This is a genomic window from Stieleria neptunia (assembly GCF_007754155.1).
Taxonomy (GTDB): Bacteria; Planctomycetota; Planctomycetia; order Pirellulales; family Pirellulaceae; genus Stieleria; species Stieleria neptunia.
The window spans coordinates 2,643,141-2,656,676 of the sequence record NZ_CP037423.1; the positions used below are offsets into that span (position 1 = coordinate 2,643,141).

General features: G+C 58.9%; 13 protein-coding genes. 7 read left to right on the forward strand and 6 right to left on the reverse strand.

Annotated features, from left to right (window positions below):
• The first annotated feature begins 1 nt into the window (after window position 1).
• The 3 genes from Enr13x_RS09220 to Enr13x_RS09230 are packed head-to-tail and all read left to right on the forward strand — an operon-like array spanning window position 2 to window position 2,775.
• Window positions 2–991, forward strand: a complete 990-nt coding sequence (locus Enr13x_RS09220) for a MotA/TolQ/ExbB proton channel family protein (protein ID WP_231744176.1) — start codon at window positions 2–4, stop codon at window positions 989–991.
• A gap of 6 nt (window positions 992–997) precedes the next feature.
• Window positions 998–1,885: a hypothetical protein gene (locus Enr13x_RS09225; protein WP_145385750.1), complete on the forward strand. Its 888-nt coding sequence runs from the start codon at window positions 998–1,000 to the stop codon at window positions 1,883–1,885.
• Entirely contained in the window at window positions 1,882–2,775 is an 894-nt protein-coding gene (locus Enr13x_RS09230) for a hypothetical protein (protein ID WP_145385752.1), read from the forward strand. The genes Enr13x_RS09225 and Enr13x_RS09230 overlap by 4 nt, the downstream gene beginning before the upstream one ends.
• A gap of 156 nt (window positions 2,776–2,931) precedes the next feature.
• Here the strand turns inward: Enr13x_RS09230 and Enr13x_RS37800 are convergent, their stop codons facing one another.
• Window positions 2,932–3,078, reverse strand: a complete 147-nt coding sequence (locus Enr13x_RS37800) for a hypothetical protein (protein WP_197455887.1) — start codon at window positions 3,076–3,078, stop codon at window positions 2,932–2,934.
• A gap of 171 nt (window positions 3,079–3,249) precedes the next feature.
• Between Enr13x_RS37800 and Enr13x_RS09235 the strand changes: the two genes are divergently transcribed.
• On the forward strand, window positions 3,250–3,768 hold the full coding sequence (locus Enr13x_RS09235; RefSeq protein WP_145385754.1) for a response regulator transcription factor: 519 nt from the start codon (window positions 3,250–3,252) through the stop codon (window positions 3,766–3,768).
• Here Enr13x_RS09235 and Enr13x_RS09240 read toward each other — a convergent pair.
• Both Enr13x_RS09240 and Enr13x_RS09245 read right to left on the reverse strand, forming a co-directional pair.
• Entirely contained in the window at window positions 3,760–4,755 is a 996-nt protein-coding gene (locus tag Enr13x_RS09240) for a universal stress protein (RefSeq protein ID WP_197455888.1), read from the reverse strand. The two genes, Enr13x_RS09235 and Enr13x_RS09240, sit on opposite strands and share 9 nt — an antisense overlap.
• A 32-nt stretch (window positions 4,756–4,787) precedes the next feature.
• Complete coding sequence (locus Enr13x_RS09245; RefSeq protein ID WP_145385757.1) at window positions 4,788–5,681, reverse strand: universal stress protein; 894 nt, start codon at window positions 5,679–5,681, stop codon at window positions 4,788–4,790.
• A gap of 358 nt (window positions 5,682–6,039) precedes the next feature.
• Between Enr13x_RS09245 and Enr13x_RS09250 the strand changes: the two genes are divergently transcribed.
• Together Enr13x_RS09250 and Enr13x_RS37805 are read left to right on the forward strand one after the other, a co-directional pair.
• Complete coding sequence (locus Enr13x_RS09250; RefSeq protein WP_145385759.1) at window positions 6,040–6,615, forward strand: hypothetical protein; 576 nt, start codon at window positions 6,040–6,042, stop codon at window positions 6,613–6,615.
• Between the two features lie 445 nt (window positions 6,616–7,060).
• Entirely contained in the window at window positions 7,061–7,534 is a 474-nt protein-coding gene (locus Enr13x_RS37805; RefSeq protein WP_197455889.1) for a DUF3179 domain-containing (seleno)protein, read from the forward strand.
• A gap of 285 nt (window positions 7,535–7,819) precedes the next feature.
• On the opposite strand, the gene Enr13x_RS09260 is transcribed toward Enr13x_RS37805, so the two are convergent.
• Window positions 7,820–8,332, reverse strand: a complete 513-nt coding sequence (locus Enr13x_RS09260) for a hypothetical protein (protein ID WP_145385763.1) — start codon at window positions 8,330–8,332, stop codon at window positions 7,820–7,822.
• A 13-nt stretch (window positions 8,333–8,345) separates the two neighbouring features.
• Between Enr13x_RS09260 and Enr13x_RS09265 the strand changes: the two genes are divergently transcribed.
• Window positions 8,346–8,852 (forward strand): hypothetical protein, encoded by a 507-nt coding sequence (locus Enr13x_RS09265; RefSeq protein WP_145385765.1) that lies wholly within the window; start codon window positions 8,346–8,348, stop codon window positions 8,850–8,852.
• Window positions 8,853–9,122: 270 nt separating this feature from the next.
• On the opposite strand, the gene Enr13x_RS09270 is transcribed toward Enr13x_RS09265, so the two are convergent.
• Window positions 9,123–12,473 (reverse strand): UTP--glucose-1-phosphate uridylyltransferase, encoded by a 3,351-nt coding sequence (locus tag Enr13x_RS09270; RefSeq protein WP_145385767.1) that lies wholly within the window; start codon window positions 12,471–12,473, stop codon window positions 9,123–9,125.
• Window positions 12,470–13,339: a sugar phosphate nucleotidyltransferase gene (locus Enr13x_RS09275; protein WP_145385768.1), complete on the reverse strand. Its 870-nt coding sequence runs from the start codon at window positions 13,337–13,339 to the stop codon at window positions 12,470–12,472. The genes Enr13x_RS09270 and Enr13x_RS09275 overlap by 4 nt, the downstream gene beginning before the upstream one ends.
• Between the last annotated feature and the right edge of the window lie 197 nt (window positions 13,340–13,536).

Here is a 13,536-nt window from a genome sequence, read left to right on the forward strand (position 1 = left end):
CGTGGATGCATCGCCGGTCAGCAACGATCGACTCGTTTGGATGCGACGCGACATCGAACGCCGTTTCGGATTCGCGGGCGCACGTTACACACGTGTGGGGAGCGTGTTACCTGCGCTGATCGCCGCTGCGATCACGGTGGTGCTGTTCGGATCGTTCGTCGCGATCGGTTCCAACCCGATCGTGGACATGTTCATTCGACGCGGTTGGACGCCACCGGTGATCGTCTTTTTTTCCGTCTGGTCGATGTTGATTCTGTGGTTCAAACGGGCAAAACTGAAGCTCCAGCAAAAGGCGCTTCGATTGAGCGTGATGCCTGACCAAATCGACTTTGTCTTGTCGGTCGACCGGGTGAGTGAAGTGTTGCATCGCTTGTACGAAGTCTGTGACGATCCGAAACGGTTTGTGCTTTTGCATCGGATCGAAGTCGGGCTGTCCAACGCACGAAACCTGAGTCGCGTGGTCGATCTGGGCGAAATCTTGCGGACGCAATCCGATCACGATGAATCGGTGATGGAAACCAGTTTCAATCTGGTACGCGGGTTGGTGTGGGCGATTCCGATTCTGGGGTTCATCGGGACGGTTTCGGGGCTGTCGATCGCGATCGGCGGGTTTGGACGGGTGCTCAGCCAAACCGAAGACCCGTCGAAATTGATCGGCGCGCTCCAGGGTGTGACCGGCGGACTGGCGACGGCGTTTGAAACGACACTGCTGGCCCTGATGGCTGCGCTGTTGGTCCAGATGACGATGACGTTTCAAAAGAAACAGGAAGAAGAATTTCTTGATGAGTGCACGGAGTATTGTCAGCGCGAAGTGCTGAGCCGCATCGCACATTCCGACGCCGGCGCTGGCACGCCCGAAACGAATCGGCAACCGGCCGCTTCCGGATCGAATCAAGACGACGAGCCGGGGTTTGCCGCGGTCGAAGTGGTCCAGGAAGGGGATGTGGACGAGGACGCGGTCGTTATCGATGGCCCCATCGTGTTGGAGTGATGCCCGATGAGACGTCGACGACGCGAGCAAACCGTCAACCTGTTTGCCTTTCAAGACATCATCACCGGTGTCGCCGGCGTGATGTTGTTCATTCTGTTGCTGTTGGTGGTGCAACTGAGTCTGCGATTGGCGACCCAAGCGGCTGACCTGCAGGAAAAGCTGGCCGATGATTCATCCACCGCCGATGTCGTCGCGACGCCGCCTGACGAGGCGATCGAGGATCCCGTCCAGGATCTAGAGCAATTGAAACAACAGCTAAAACAATTGCGTCGTGACAATCAGGACTTACTCGACGCGAACGCCCGCGATTTGGACGGTGACATCCAGTCCGCTCAATCGGAACTTGCCGAGCTCGTTCGTCAAGCCGACGAGGCCAAGTCGCAGGCGGAGACACTGCAACAGCAGGTGGCCTCGCAGCAGATGAGCCAGCAGCGCAAAGAGATTCTTGAACTGCGGGAGCGACTGCGGGAAAAGTTGGAGTCGCTGAAACAAGAGCAAGTGCTTCACCGCAGTGGAAAACTGGTCGCGTTCAAGACCACCGCAAGCCCCACGCGTCCGATGTGGGTCGTCGATTTGCGAGATACCTACGCGGAACTGTTCGATGTGCTGAATCCCACCGACGTGACAACCGTGTCATACGCCCGCCAACAGATCCCGATGCAGACGATTGGTCAAATCAGTGATGTGTTGCGCGAGAAAACCCAAACGCGATCCATCATCTTGGTGCTGCGTCCCTCGGTGGCCGGTGCCGGTGCCATCTTTTTGTCTGATTTCCGTCAGGCCGGATTCAAGCTGGCGTTGGAGTTGTTGGATGAAGATTCCCAGATCACGGTGCAGGGCGACGTTCCGATCGAAGGGGACGTGGAAGCAGACATCGAGGGGGGCGCACGATGAGTCGGCGGAGGACGAACGGCAACGACGATGATTCGCTGGAGTTGTTGCTGGACACGGTGTCGAATGTGTTTGGGGGCGTGATGTTTTTGACGCTGCTGGCGGCGTTGTTGATCATCGCCCGTGGGACGGCGCCGGCCGAACCGGACGATGCGGACGACCAGCAGCCCGCGCCGGTCAGTACGGCGCTGGTGGAGGCCAAGGTTCGCCAGACCGTTGCCGCGATCCAGGCTCAGCAACAGATCAGGCGGCAATTGGACCCCGCAGGCGACGTGATGGCCAAGTCCGATCGGTTGCGTTCCCTTGAGCAGACGCTTTCGCTGGCGCGACGGCACGCCGGACGGACCGATCACCTGAAGGAAGAACAACAACAGGCGCTCCGGGATCAATTGGCGAACCAGTCCGAACTGGAACAGCAAATCGAGGAAGTGAAGCGACAGATCGCCGACCAAGCGGAAGGCGCCAGCGCGATTCGCACGCAGTCGGAACGATCGGTTGAATTCCGTCCGCTGAGTCGGAGCATGACCGATGAAGCGGTCGTGTTGCTGCGGTACGGGCGTTGGTACATGTTGCAAGCCGGCCCCAGCGAGGGCGTCAATCGCGATGATTTTTTTGTCCTTCAGCACAGTCGCTCGTTGACGCGTGTGACGCCCAAACCGCACCGCGGATCGCCGGTGACCGAGCAATCGCTCTCCGACTTGGTTGCACGGTTGAAGGCCGAATTCCAGCCCGGGCAATTTCATGTGCTGATTGCGGTCTGGGATGATTCGTTTGCGGAATTCAATCCGGTCAAAGACGCGGTCAAGGCGGCCGGGTACACCTATCGCACGCTGCCGTGCGATAGCAGCACGCGATTGAGCAATCAATATGCGGCCGAAGCGTACGTGCAATGATGGACGTGGATTGAGAAATGCCGCGTGGAGATGTGCGGTTATCCATGTTCGAGCTTGCCGGCCGCTGGCAAGTCGTTGCGGTATTTGCGATCAAATAACGCGTCCTTATCGCTTGGAGAACCTGTGGCGCGAACCGGATCGGCGGTGAAGCTTTTTCTAATGCAGCGGTCGATCGGGAACCCGCAATTTGGCGGCCATCCCCAGCAGCGGCGGCGTTACAAAACGCACAACGATGACGACCGCCCCCTCTTCCTTCGCCACGGAGTGGATCTGATCAGAACTGACCCCATCGAAAAGCGACAATGGAGTAGATCCATTGTGTTCGGCATTGCTTCGAAGCCTCCCGGCGAGATTGCCCCGGTCTCGCCAGGAGGTGTATTTTCGAAGAACAGTGTCACCTTCATGAAGGCAAAGTTTTAAGCGAGTCGGGCACCGCAAAACATCGCAATACGAGCAAAATGACGGCGATTCTTAATGTCTGATGTGATGCTGGATGGGATAAATGTCACGATCTGCGACTGGCGAGGCCATGTGATTTGGCGTAGCGGTCGAAAGCCGTCCTGGAAACCGGGTGATTTGGCATGGAAGCATTTGACCGGAGAATCGACCGAGCGGGCCAAGTTGGCCTTTGCCAAGGTCGTCACGCTCGGCGAAGAGGCGACGCTTGAACTGGAAAACAAACGCGGCCAACACTCACGTGAGTGGTTGTGGCCGCTGGATCGCCCGGACGTCGCCGTCTGTGTGTTGTCGGTGCTGATCCCGAGTGAACTGAAAACGCTGACCGATCGAGAGCGAGAGGTTTTGGGGCTGTTGGCGCTGGGCTACCCGACCCGTGAGATCGCGGAACGATTGGACGTCAGCGCGAGCACCGTGCACACGCACCTGAGACGATCGCGACAAAAACTTGCGCTGCCCAGCGTCGAATCACTCACGGGATTTGCCGCCCGATACTGTCATCCGAGCGCGGCCCCGCTGCAGTCGATCTCATTCTGAAGCCTCGTTGGAGACCGCCTCGACATTGGTCGCGCCGGTGTCGGTCGCGCCGGTGTCGGTCGCGCCGGTGTCTTGCCCGGAATTGGTGCGGTGATGTCTGGAGATCCAGACGCTACAGGGGGCATGACGCAACACGTACTTCGTGGTGCTGCCGAGCAGGAAGTCGTCCAGCAAGCTGTGACCGGAGTCACCGACGACGACCAAATCGGAATCACTTTTTTCCGCCAGATCGGCGATCGCGTCGCCGACCCGCTGGTCATGAATGATCACCGATTTGGTGTGGGGCAATTTGTCGATCAAGCGATCTTTCATTTGATCGCCGCCCTGCTTCATCTCCTTGAAAATCTCCTCTTCGTTGGCGATCGCTGCGGTCGACAATCCGTTGCCCAGCAGGTAATCGTAAATCGGAGCCACACTGAGCAGTTCGACCTCGGTCTGGGCATCCCAATCGAGTGCCAAGATTTCTTCGACGGCTTCGCGAGACGCTTTGGAACTGTCGTAACCGATCAGGATTCGGTTGACGTGGGCCGAATCGGCGTCGCGTTTGGAATCCGCCTCGTCCGGCGGACGGACCACCAAGACCGAGCACTTGGCGTGCGTGGCGATGCTGTCCGAAACGCTGCCGATCAACAAGCGTCCGAAGAACGAGTGGCCGCGGGCCCCGATGACGATCAGATCACAATCCAGATCCTTGGCTTCGCCCAGGACGACTTTGACCGGATGTCCCGGACGACAAATCGTATCGATGCGCGTGCAACGCTCCCGCAATCGCTTGGCCAAGTCGGCTTGGTGGGTTTCCGCTCGAGCGCGTTCCTGTCGCAGCAGTTCGGGGAACCAATGCTGTGTCGACTCGGGGCTTGACCCGTAGGGGTCGCCCAGAGCGGTGATGATTGTCAAGCTCATCGGCTCGGTGAATTTCAGCGAGTGCAGAAATTCCGCGGCCGCTGCCGCCTGTTGAGAACAATCGGTCGCTAGCAAGACTTTCATCGTCTCACCCTCCATCAGAGGAAGTTGTGGGGTTAAGAGCCACTGGTTTGGACCGCCCGATTGCGCGTGACCCAGACGCTGCAAGGTGCGTGACGCAAGACATACCGCGACGTGCTGCCCAACAGGAATCGATTGACGGCGCTCCGCGGCGTCTCGCCAACAATCAGCAAGTCGATGGCGTTGTCTTCGGCGAACGTGACGATGCTTTCGCCCACGTGATCGCCTTGGACCAAGTGCGTTTTGGCGTGTGGTGCCACGTCAGCCAGTCGCGCTTTGGCGTCGGCGAGACCCTCCAGGTAGTGCGACGAAATCTCAATGCCTTCGTCTGCGATGCGTTGACCGATGAAATCCGAAAGATACGTTTCGACCGTCAGCAGATGGAAATCGGTTCCCGTCTTCCAAGGGACTTCCGCGATTTCTTCCAGCGCCGAGACCGCCGATTCGCTGCTCTCATACGCCAAGCAGACTCGGATCGGACGCGCGGTGTCATGCAGCCCGGTGGGGCGGACCACCAACGTGCTGCAGGGCGAGTGGGTCGCGACGTGATCGCTGACGCTGCCGAGCAACAAACGCGTGATTTGCGAATGCCCCTTGGCACCGACGACCACCAAGTCCCGCTTTAGCGATCCGGCCAGCTCGACGATGGATTCACCGATCGGACCTTCGCGCATCACGTGCTTGATCTTGACGTTGGCCCCGTCGAACATCTCCGCCACCTGCCGGAACGACTCGTTGGCAAAGGCTTTGTCGCGCTCAAACGCCTTCTCCAGCAACTCGCCCGTCGCGTAGCTGCTGTGGATGAAAGGACGCTGCACCACACTCAACACCGTCAGGTCCAAGCTGTCCGGATGGGGAAGGTGGGCGAGCAGTTTGGCGGCTTCGATCGAAGGGGTCGATCCGTCGATGGCAAGTAGGACGTTGTGCATGGCAAAAATTCTCCGAGGTGATGATCAACTCGCAATCAAGCCAACCGAATCAAGCAAATCGAATGCCAGAACTGCAGACGATCGTCAGATCGCCGATCTCGATCACGCGAATTTCTTTAGAGCGTGCGAATCGGCCCACTGTGTGCCATTTGTCTCGATCGGCGGGCGGCAATGTGTGACATCATGACAACGCGCCCGGATCACGCGGGCCAAACCCTCTTCCCGCCTCGATTTGGCCCTTCAATTGCACGTTCGAGCGGAGGGTGTTGTTGCGGCGGTTCACGTCGCGACGCCGACGTTGCCGCGACCGTGCGATCAACGTTCTCCTACCCGCCAACACGTTGAATCGAGAGCCATCATGACCGACGAGCCATCGACCGCAAAGTCACACGCGGCACGCTACTTCGCGGAGTTGGAGGCTAGGATCGTCCAACGGCTGCATGCCGAAGCCGGTTCGGAGACGTCGCGGGCCGCGTTGGTTCGCAGCACCGGTGTCGAAGACCCGCAGTTGATCGAAGAGCTTTCCAAGTTGGGGATCACCGCCGACGAGTTGATCTGCTTGCGGTTCATTCCGTTGGTCTTGGTCGCTTGGGCCGAAGACCACGCCGACTCGGAGGAACGCGAGGTGATTCAGGCCCAGGCCGCCAAGCTGGGGATTCGCGAAGACTCCACCGCCTGGCTGGTGCTTGAAACCTGGTTGCAAAAACAACCCCCGGGATTGGGGATCGATGCCTGGAAACGGTACACGCACGGGATCTTGAAGAAGATGTCACGTAACGCCGCGAATCGATTGATCCACTTGACCGAGAAGCAAATGATCACGGTTGCCAAAGCGTCCGGCGGGCATCTGGGACTGGGAAAGGTCTCCCACAAGGAAAGCACGATGATCGACCGCTTGCTGACGATCATGCACGAACAAGCCGAACGGGCATGAGTCCGTGACAGGGAAACGGCTCGATGGAGGCAATCGGCATGAGGATCGAAACCAAGCGAGGCTTGAACACCCTCTTTCTCAAAAACATCGTTTGACCGTGTATAAAAACGATCTTCGGACCGTTTAGACAAACACCAGGGGGCGGTGGGGGATGGTCAATCGGACCATCCAAGTGTTGCGACCGCGATGTCGCAGGCCGCTCACGTACACGGCTCCATGTTCAATCGACAAGATGTCAAAACGATCCTCCGAATTTGCCCCCATTTTGACCTTCGTTGTGATCCTCTCGGTGGGGCTCGTGCTCGGCCGCGTCGCGCTCGGTTTACTTTCCAGTCAAGATCACGCGTCGGATGCCCGCTCGAACGCCGGCGGAGACACTGGCGGAAACACTGGCGGAAACACTGGCGGAAACACTGGGCAAAACAGATTTCACAAGCCCCTCAAAATGACTGTGGATCATGCTGGAGTCGAACAGCCGCCGCTTCAACGAAGCGATGCCGTCGACTTGATCGATTCCACGCCGGTGGTCGGCATTGAGGTGGAGGACCGAGCGATCGCGTTCGTCCTGGAAAAGATGAGGGATCCCAAGGCGCATGTCGTCAACTTGCATTTCGGACAGCAGACGTCGGTCTCTGTTTCCTACTGTTCTCTGGTCGACTGCGTGCGCGTCTTGAAAGACGACTCGGAATCTCCCATTCCGCTGCACGTCGGCGGTCTGGATATCGACAATCAGATGGTCTTCCTGCTCAACGGCAAACGGTATGGCCAGATGTCAGCGGCCTTGCCGCTGGAGGATTACCCCTATGCGCGCACCACGTGGGGTGCTTGGAAGCAACAGCACCCGAAGACACGCATTTGTATTCCTCCCTCGCGCGCATCGATCGAGCATTTGAAACGCTCGACCGATTCAGCGACTTGATCCACACCCGATCAGGTCACCGCTGTGAAGCCTTTTCCCCCCGGGTTTCTAACGGTTTTAGCGGCAGGGCGCGAGCCCTCCGGTTCTTCCTCTTTGCCAACACACCGGAGGGCTCGCGCCCTACCGCTAAAAATGCTTCACAGCAATGCCGTTCAGGTCACCGAATTGTGACGCTAAGGATCGAACGGAAAATAAGTGTCGGATCCTTCGTGTGGGATAGGCTTCCAGCCTGTCATTCCAGCGTCGACAGGCTGGAAGCCTATCCCACTTATTTTCCGTGCGTTGCTACACCGTCGACTCCGACCGGGCCAGTTCAACCGTTCTCTCCCAACGCGATCGCAGCACGTCCATCTGATCGCGGCTCCATCCTTGGCCGATCAGGCTGGCCCCGTGCAATCCGGCGATCACGACGATCGCAATCGGCACGACGACCAGCGACCACGGCGGGTTGCCCATCGACCACTGCACAAATCCGAAAATCAACGCGGCGAAGAAACAGCAGGCCGCGACCAGATAAATCGCCATCACCATCGTCCAAATTTCTGGCCGTGGCGAAAATCGACAATATGCCTCGCTAGACTGCGGCTCGTCCATACAGTTCAATTGGATCGATAGATGAGGCGACCAGAACCGCTTGTCTGCCGATTCGATTTGAAAATCGAACACCCACCCGGCCGATTCCGCGTGGGCCGACAGTTCGTCCGATTCAATCGCGCGGCGAAGCCGCTGTTTCGCCTCCTCGCGTTCCCATGGAAGGGTGACACGAAACGTCGGCTGCATCTGAATTTGATTCGTCATTCTCTGGTTCCTGATGGCCAAGCAAACCGAAGACCGTGAAGATTTGCTCCGCGACGGGACCGCGATGCCGGTTCGCGGCAGGCTGTGGGTGGACCGAACCGACGTCGTGATCGGATTCCGATCCCGGGGGCAACTGAGTCTGTACTGGGACCAAGATCCGGTGTTTCAGTTCGATGAGTCTTGCCGGTTGCGACGTGTCTTCATCGATTCGTGTCGTTTGAAAGCTCAAAACAGAAATCTGGTCCGCTTGCGTCAGCCACACGAATCCATCAATCGATCCGTCGAACGGTTACGGCTGCTGACCGAACCGATCTCCCAAGACGACCAAGCCGCAATTCTACAACGGCTTTCTGGCTGTTTGCAACAAATCGACGCCACACTCGAGCAGATGGTGTTTGACGGAAATCCGGCCCGCTTGCAAACCGTCGGGGCAACCCCGCCGGAATTCGCCCGACGCGTTCGAGGCTGGATCGCGGATTGGAAGCAGTCGATGGGAGTGGCCGGTGAGCCGTCGGCGTGACGGCGGCAGAATGATGGAGGCAAGACGATGGGGGCAAGACGATGAAGCAATTGTTAGCGGCAGGGCGCGAGCCCTCCGGTCTTTTGGTGAAGATGAGCAACCGGAGGGCTCGCGCCCTGCCGCTAAAACCTCGCGAAACACACAAGAAATAAATGCTTCACAGCATTAAATGATGGGGTGGCGAAGCCGGCAGGATTTCTACGTGCCCATCATTCTGCCCCGAATCATTCTGCCACCGACTGTCTGGCCATCTCACGCCCCCTCGGCGACTCAATCGCTCCAATCGCACAACGCATCGATCGCGTCGGCCGAACCATCGCGTTTCCAGGGATCCAATTGAGCCTGCTCCTTGAGCTGTTGTCCGCGACGCTTGGGGACGACCAGGAAGCGACACTCCACTTCCGGCAGCGCCGTCATGTCGCCCCACAGTTTTTCGAACTGGGCCACCGGGTAGATGTCTTCTTGAGCATGGCCCCAGCGTTTTTTGACGTCCTTCAGCGTGACGTAGGTGGGCAATCGTTTTGCCAACTGACGAACCGCCGCATCGACCTTGGATTGATTGACCAGATCCGCCCGCGTCAGTCCGAACGTGTGCAGCAGCTTGTCCAGATCGATCCAGGTGGTCATCGAATTGTAATACGAGAGATCGAATTCGACGCGTTCGTCCGGCATCGCGAGTCCTTCGACCAATCGGGGCCGGCCGCCGACCAGCGCCAGTCCGCCGCCACGATCTTCCAAGCGACGGGGGATGACTTCGAAACTCAGTTCCGCGCCGCTCCGCATATGCATCCCCAACAGGCCGGGGTCGACGTTCGCACCCAGCGTGTCGATGTTGTGAAGCAACAGGTAGCGAAGCGACGGTTGGTCTTGCAGCAATTGATGCAGCATTCCGTTGCGCAGCAGGTTGGGTACTTCGTACCAATGACCGACCGGATGCAGGCACTGGTTGGGGACGTTGTCGGTATAGTCACTCGCTTCGCCAGTCGCTTTGGCCCAATTCATCAGCGCCGCGCGAACACTCTCGCGCACCTTTTGCTGTTGCTGATCCAAGACCTGGCTGGCCGTTTCCTGCCACAGAAAATGCAAATCGCGGACGGTCGGTACCATTCGCAATCCGACACTCTTGCCGGTGGAAACTTCGACACCCCAATCGAATCCGAAATCATCGTTCTGTTGCAGGTGTTGTCGAATCGGGGCGTCGGTCAAGTAGCTGGTCGTGAACACGTGTGGAATCCGTCCGCCGAGCGCGCGTGTGGTCGCACGCGTCTTTGCCAGGTGGACCTCCAGAAAACTTCGGTGACGGCCGGCAAACCGGTTGAAGGGGTGCAGCGCCTTGCAAACGCCGGCGCCTTCGGTCCAGCGGCTTCCCACGCCCGCAGCCAGTGTCACGACCGCGACTTGTCCGTCGGCGATCGCCTGCTTTCCTGCCTGAATGTCTTTCGCCGAGCAGCCTTGGCGGACGTCGGTGACATGTTCCGGGGCGACATCGCGAATCGTCGTGCTCGGTGAAAGCCGGTTTTGCGACAATCCGATTCGACCGTTCTTTAGGTCGGCACGGATTTGTTCGTGTTGTTCGGCGTCGAACCCGATGGAGTGCAACAGATCATGCAAGGAGGCGCCGGAACGCTGCTTGGATTCGTCGTGGGGGAGGACGCTTTGCAACAGTTTCGACGAGGCGGTCGTCGCGATCTGTCCCTCGGCGCAGCGCCGCGCGATCGACTGCAGTTCCGAGCGCCGGTTGGGGGACAAATCCCGGGGCGCGGTTCGCAGCAAACCGGGCAAGACCAATTGGTAGTAGCGATCGGGCATGATCGCATCGCCGCCGGTTCGCAGTTCCGCCCAGGTGCCGTGGTCGTTGATCGAAAAATCATAAACGACCGGGTCCATGGCGAACGGCAACGCGGTCTGCAGCTCGGTCTTGACCTCGATCATTTTGGATTGCAGCCAATCGCTCGCCTCCGCTTTGATCGACGGATCGAACAGGAACCCCATGCCACCGCCGGACATCCCGCCCAACATCACAAAGCCCCAGAACTGGTCGCCGTATTGGTCACGACAGGCGTCGATCAGTCGATCGGTGAATCGATTGGTGGCCCAGGGAATGATGGTTTGCAGCGGGCCTTGGAAATTACGAGTCGTGGCTTGGCCGATCTTGCGAATGTCCCCGGACTCGATCGCCGCGACGACCTCATCGAGAATCGACATCGCTTCTCCGCGGGCGATCCATTCCGCTTCACTGCGGAGCAGGTAACGCTCGGTCACCATTTCCAAGATCGGTCCGACGTTTTGCGCCATGCCGCCGTGCACCAAGACGAGCGAGTCCTGCAATTTCTGGCGGGTTCGCTCGCTCGCCCGTTTGCGATCAAAGACCTCATGGACCGGCATCAATCGCCCGCGGCTGACGCCGTGCTCGGGGTCACCCTCGGCGGCATCGGTTCCACAAATCAGTTTGATGCCCGGCCAGACCCCTCCGGAATCCTGCCAGCCGCCTCCGCTGCCGCCGATCCATTCACCCAGGATCGCCCGGGCGGCCACCAATCGCCGCTCCGGTTCGGTCAATCCGCCGGTCAGGGATTCGATCTGTCCGGTCGCGCGCATCAGAATCGAGATCAGCGAACCGAGCAGGTTAGTCGACACGGCCAGCCGCGAGCCCTTGGGGATGTCGTTGATCTTGGAGACCAATTCCAGACCTTTGCCGGGGCCGACCAGTTGGGTCAACAATTCGCTGATCGGTCGACCGCAGCCTTCCAGCCCCGGCGGGACGATGCCGGCAGCGATCACAGCCGCTTTCAACAAGCCTAAATAATCGCGGGCAAAATCAAACATCTCGCCGATCGTCGTGACGTCGGCGGTTGCCGCCAAGTCGACGCTGGCCAATCGAAACACCGGCTCGTCGATCACCCGCAGGTAGGTTTCAATCGGCGGGCTGGGATGATCGTCGCGACCACGCACACCCAGGTCGACCGAAATGTTCAACACCCGCGCGCCTTCGGGGTAATCCATCCCCAAAAAGAAAATGTCGCTCCAGGCGCTGTGGGAAAGGTCCATGCGGACTGCGGTCGTTTCACACAGCAACGGCATCACACCGTGTTGTTCATCGCCGTCGAGCAATTCACGCCGCAGCCGCAGCGGATGGTCGATGGGGTGCCCCAGTCGAAACATCCACTGATTGCCGCGGACCGTGCGGACGCTCTTGCGGACTTGGTCGGCCAGCGTTTGAAAACCCAGCTGGTGATATGCTTGGGCCAACGCGCTGGAGATCGCATCGCTGGGCCCGGATGTTTCTTGGGTCTGAAGAAACTCATCGATCGCCTCGCCGAAGCGACGCGACAGCAGATGCTCGTAACCGCTAAAGGGAATCAGGCCGTCGGCGCGTCGTGCGGCCGAATCGGCAAGGCACCCTTCGAGTCGATCCGGCAGATGGTATCGGTGGATCGACGAGAGAAAGAACAGGGCGCGGACGCGACAGTAAAGGTTGTCTTCGGTCCGTCGGTAGGCGTCCAACTGTCGGCAATGCTCGAGCAGTTGTGGCGTGTCCGCGTCGGCGACGACCGATTCCAGGGAACGGTGCCGAAGCGAATCGTCTTCCGACCGAATGATGTCAATCAATCGATTGCTCATGCGTCACGGCCCCCGTCGACGGCAACGGCATTGCGTTGTGCCAACAAGTCCACCAACTCGGTCAAGATGCGGTCGCGATCGCGTCCCGAGAGTGCAATCGCCAGTTGCGAAATCAGCAACCCATAAGGGATTCCCAAGTTGTAACGCGTCCCGCGAACTTCGAACGCCATGTACTTGTGTCGCGAACGAAGCACGTCCAACCCATCGGACAACGTCGGCTTGCTGATCGATGGATCCGCGACGACGTGTTCCAACGCGGCGATGATGTCGTTGGTCAGCACATGCATACCGAAGAAGCCCAGGTAGTGACCGGATCGAAGCCCCGGCGTGACCAATTCTTGCTCCGCCCGTGTCGGGGTCGGTTTTTCCACCACCCGTTGGACTTCAAACACACCGTCCTTTCGCGGCACACGCGTGCCCGAGACGATTCCGAAGTAGGGCAGGTTGTTTTCACGCGTCGATTGGACGGCCGAGACCGAACAAGAAAACTCCGAGGCCACGTTGACCAACTGCATCGCACACGAGAGGTTCGACGCGCTCAAATACAAGTGATCGCCGACCAGATGCAGAAACGGCTCCTTGGCGACAAACCCCTTGGCACGCAAGAGCGCGTCGGCGTATCCGACCGGTTCGGATTGTTCGACAAATTGCAGGCTGCCGACCAGATCGCCGGCGGCCTGTTCGAAGGACCGTTGATCGCCCGGGCGGATCACCAAACAGATCTCTTCGACGCCGCAGGAGAGGACCTCTTCAAGGATCAGCTGCAACGCGGATTTGTCTTTCCCCTGGCAATCGACCAGTTGCTGGGTCGGGATACGATTCTGATTGGGGGCCGCAGCGGTGATGACTGCTTTTCGAACCTGCATGGCGGGCGCCGGAAAATGGGAAAGAAAGAAATGAAACAGGAATGGAACAGGAGATCAGGCCAGGTCCAAAGCCCTGACTGCCGTTGACTTCAGCAACTCGCGCGCTGTTGACGTGTAGGGTCCGAGGGGATGCATTGGCTAGTGCTTCGTCAACTTTTATTCTTAGGGTACCGCGGAAAAGGGGTCAGGTACCAAAA

Coding starts and splice junctions, on each gene's coding strand:
- Enr13x_RS09225 (WP_145385750.1), top strand. CDS start 998: ATGAGACGTCGACGACGCGAGCAAACCGTCAACCTGTTTGCCTTTCAA.
- Enr13x_RS09230 (WP_145385752.1), top strand. CDS start 1,882: ATGAGTCGGCGGAGGACGAACGGCAACGACGATGATTCGCTGGAGTTG.
- Enr13x_RS09235 (WP_145385754.1), top strand. CDS start 3,250: ATGTCTGATGTGATGCTGGATGGGATAAATGTCACGATCTGCGACTGG.
- Enr13x_RS09240 (WP_197455888.1), bottom strand. CDS start 4,755: ATGAAAGTCTTGCTAGCGACCGATTGTTCTCAACAGGCGGCAGCGGCC.
- Enr13x_RS09245 (WP_145385757.1), bottom strand. CDS start 5,681: ATGCACAACGTCCTACTTGCCATCGACGGATCGACCCCTTCGATCGAA.
- Enr13x_RS09250 (WP_145385759.1), top strand. CDS start 6,040: ATGACCGACGAGCCATCGACCGCAAAGTCACACGCGGCACGCTACTTC.
- Enr13x_RS37805 (WP_197455889.1), top strand. CDS start 7,061: ATGACTGTGGATCATGCTGGAGTCGAACAGCCGCCGCTTCAACGAAGC.
- Enr13x_RS09260 (WP_145385763.1), bottom strand. CDS start 8,332: ATGACGAATCAAATTCAGATGCAGCCGACGTTTCGTGTCACCCTTCCA.
- Enr13x_RS09265 (WP_145385765.1), top strand. CDS start 8,346: ATGGCCAAGCAAACCGAAGACCGTGAAGATTTGCTCCGCGACGGGACC.
- Enr13x_RS09270 (WP_145385767.1), bottom strand. CDS start 12,473: ATGAGCAATCGATTGATTGACATCATTCGGTCGGAAGACGATTCGCTT.
- Enr13x_RS09275 (WP_145385768.1), bottom strand. CDS start 13,339: ATGCAGGTTCGAAAAGCAGTCATCACCGCTGCGGCCCCCAATCAGAAT.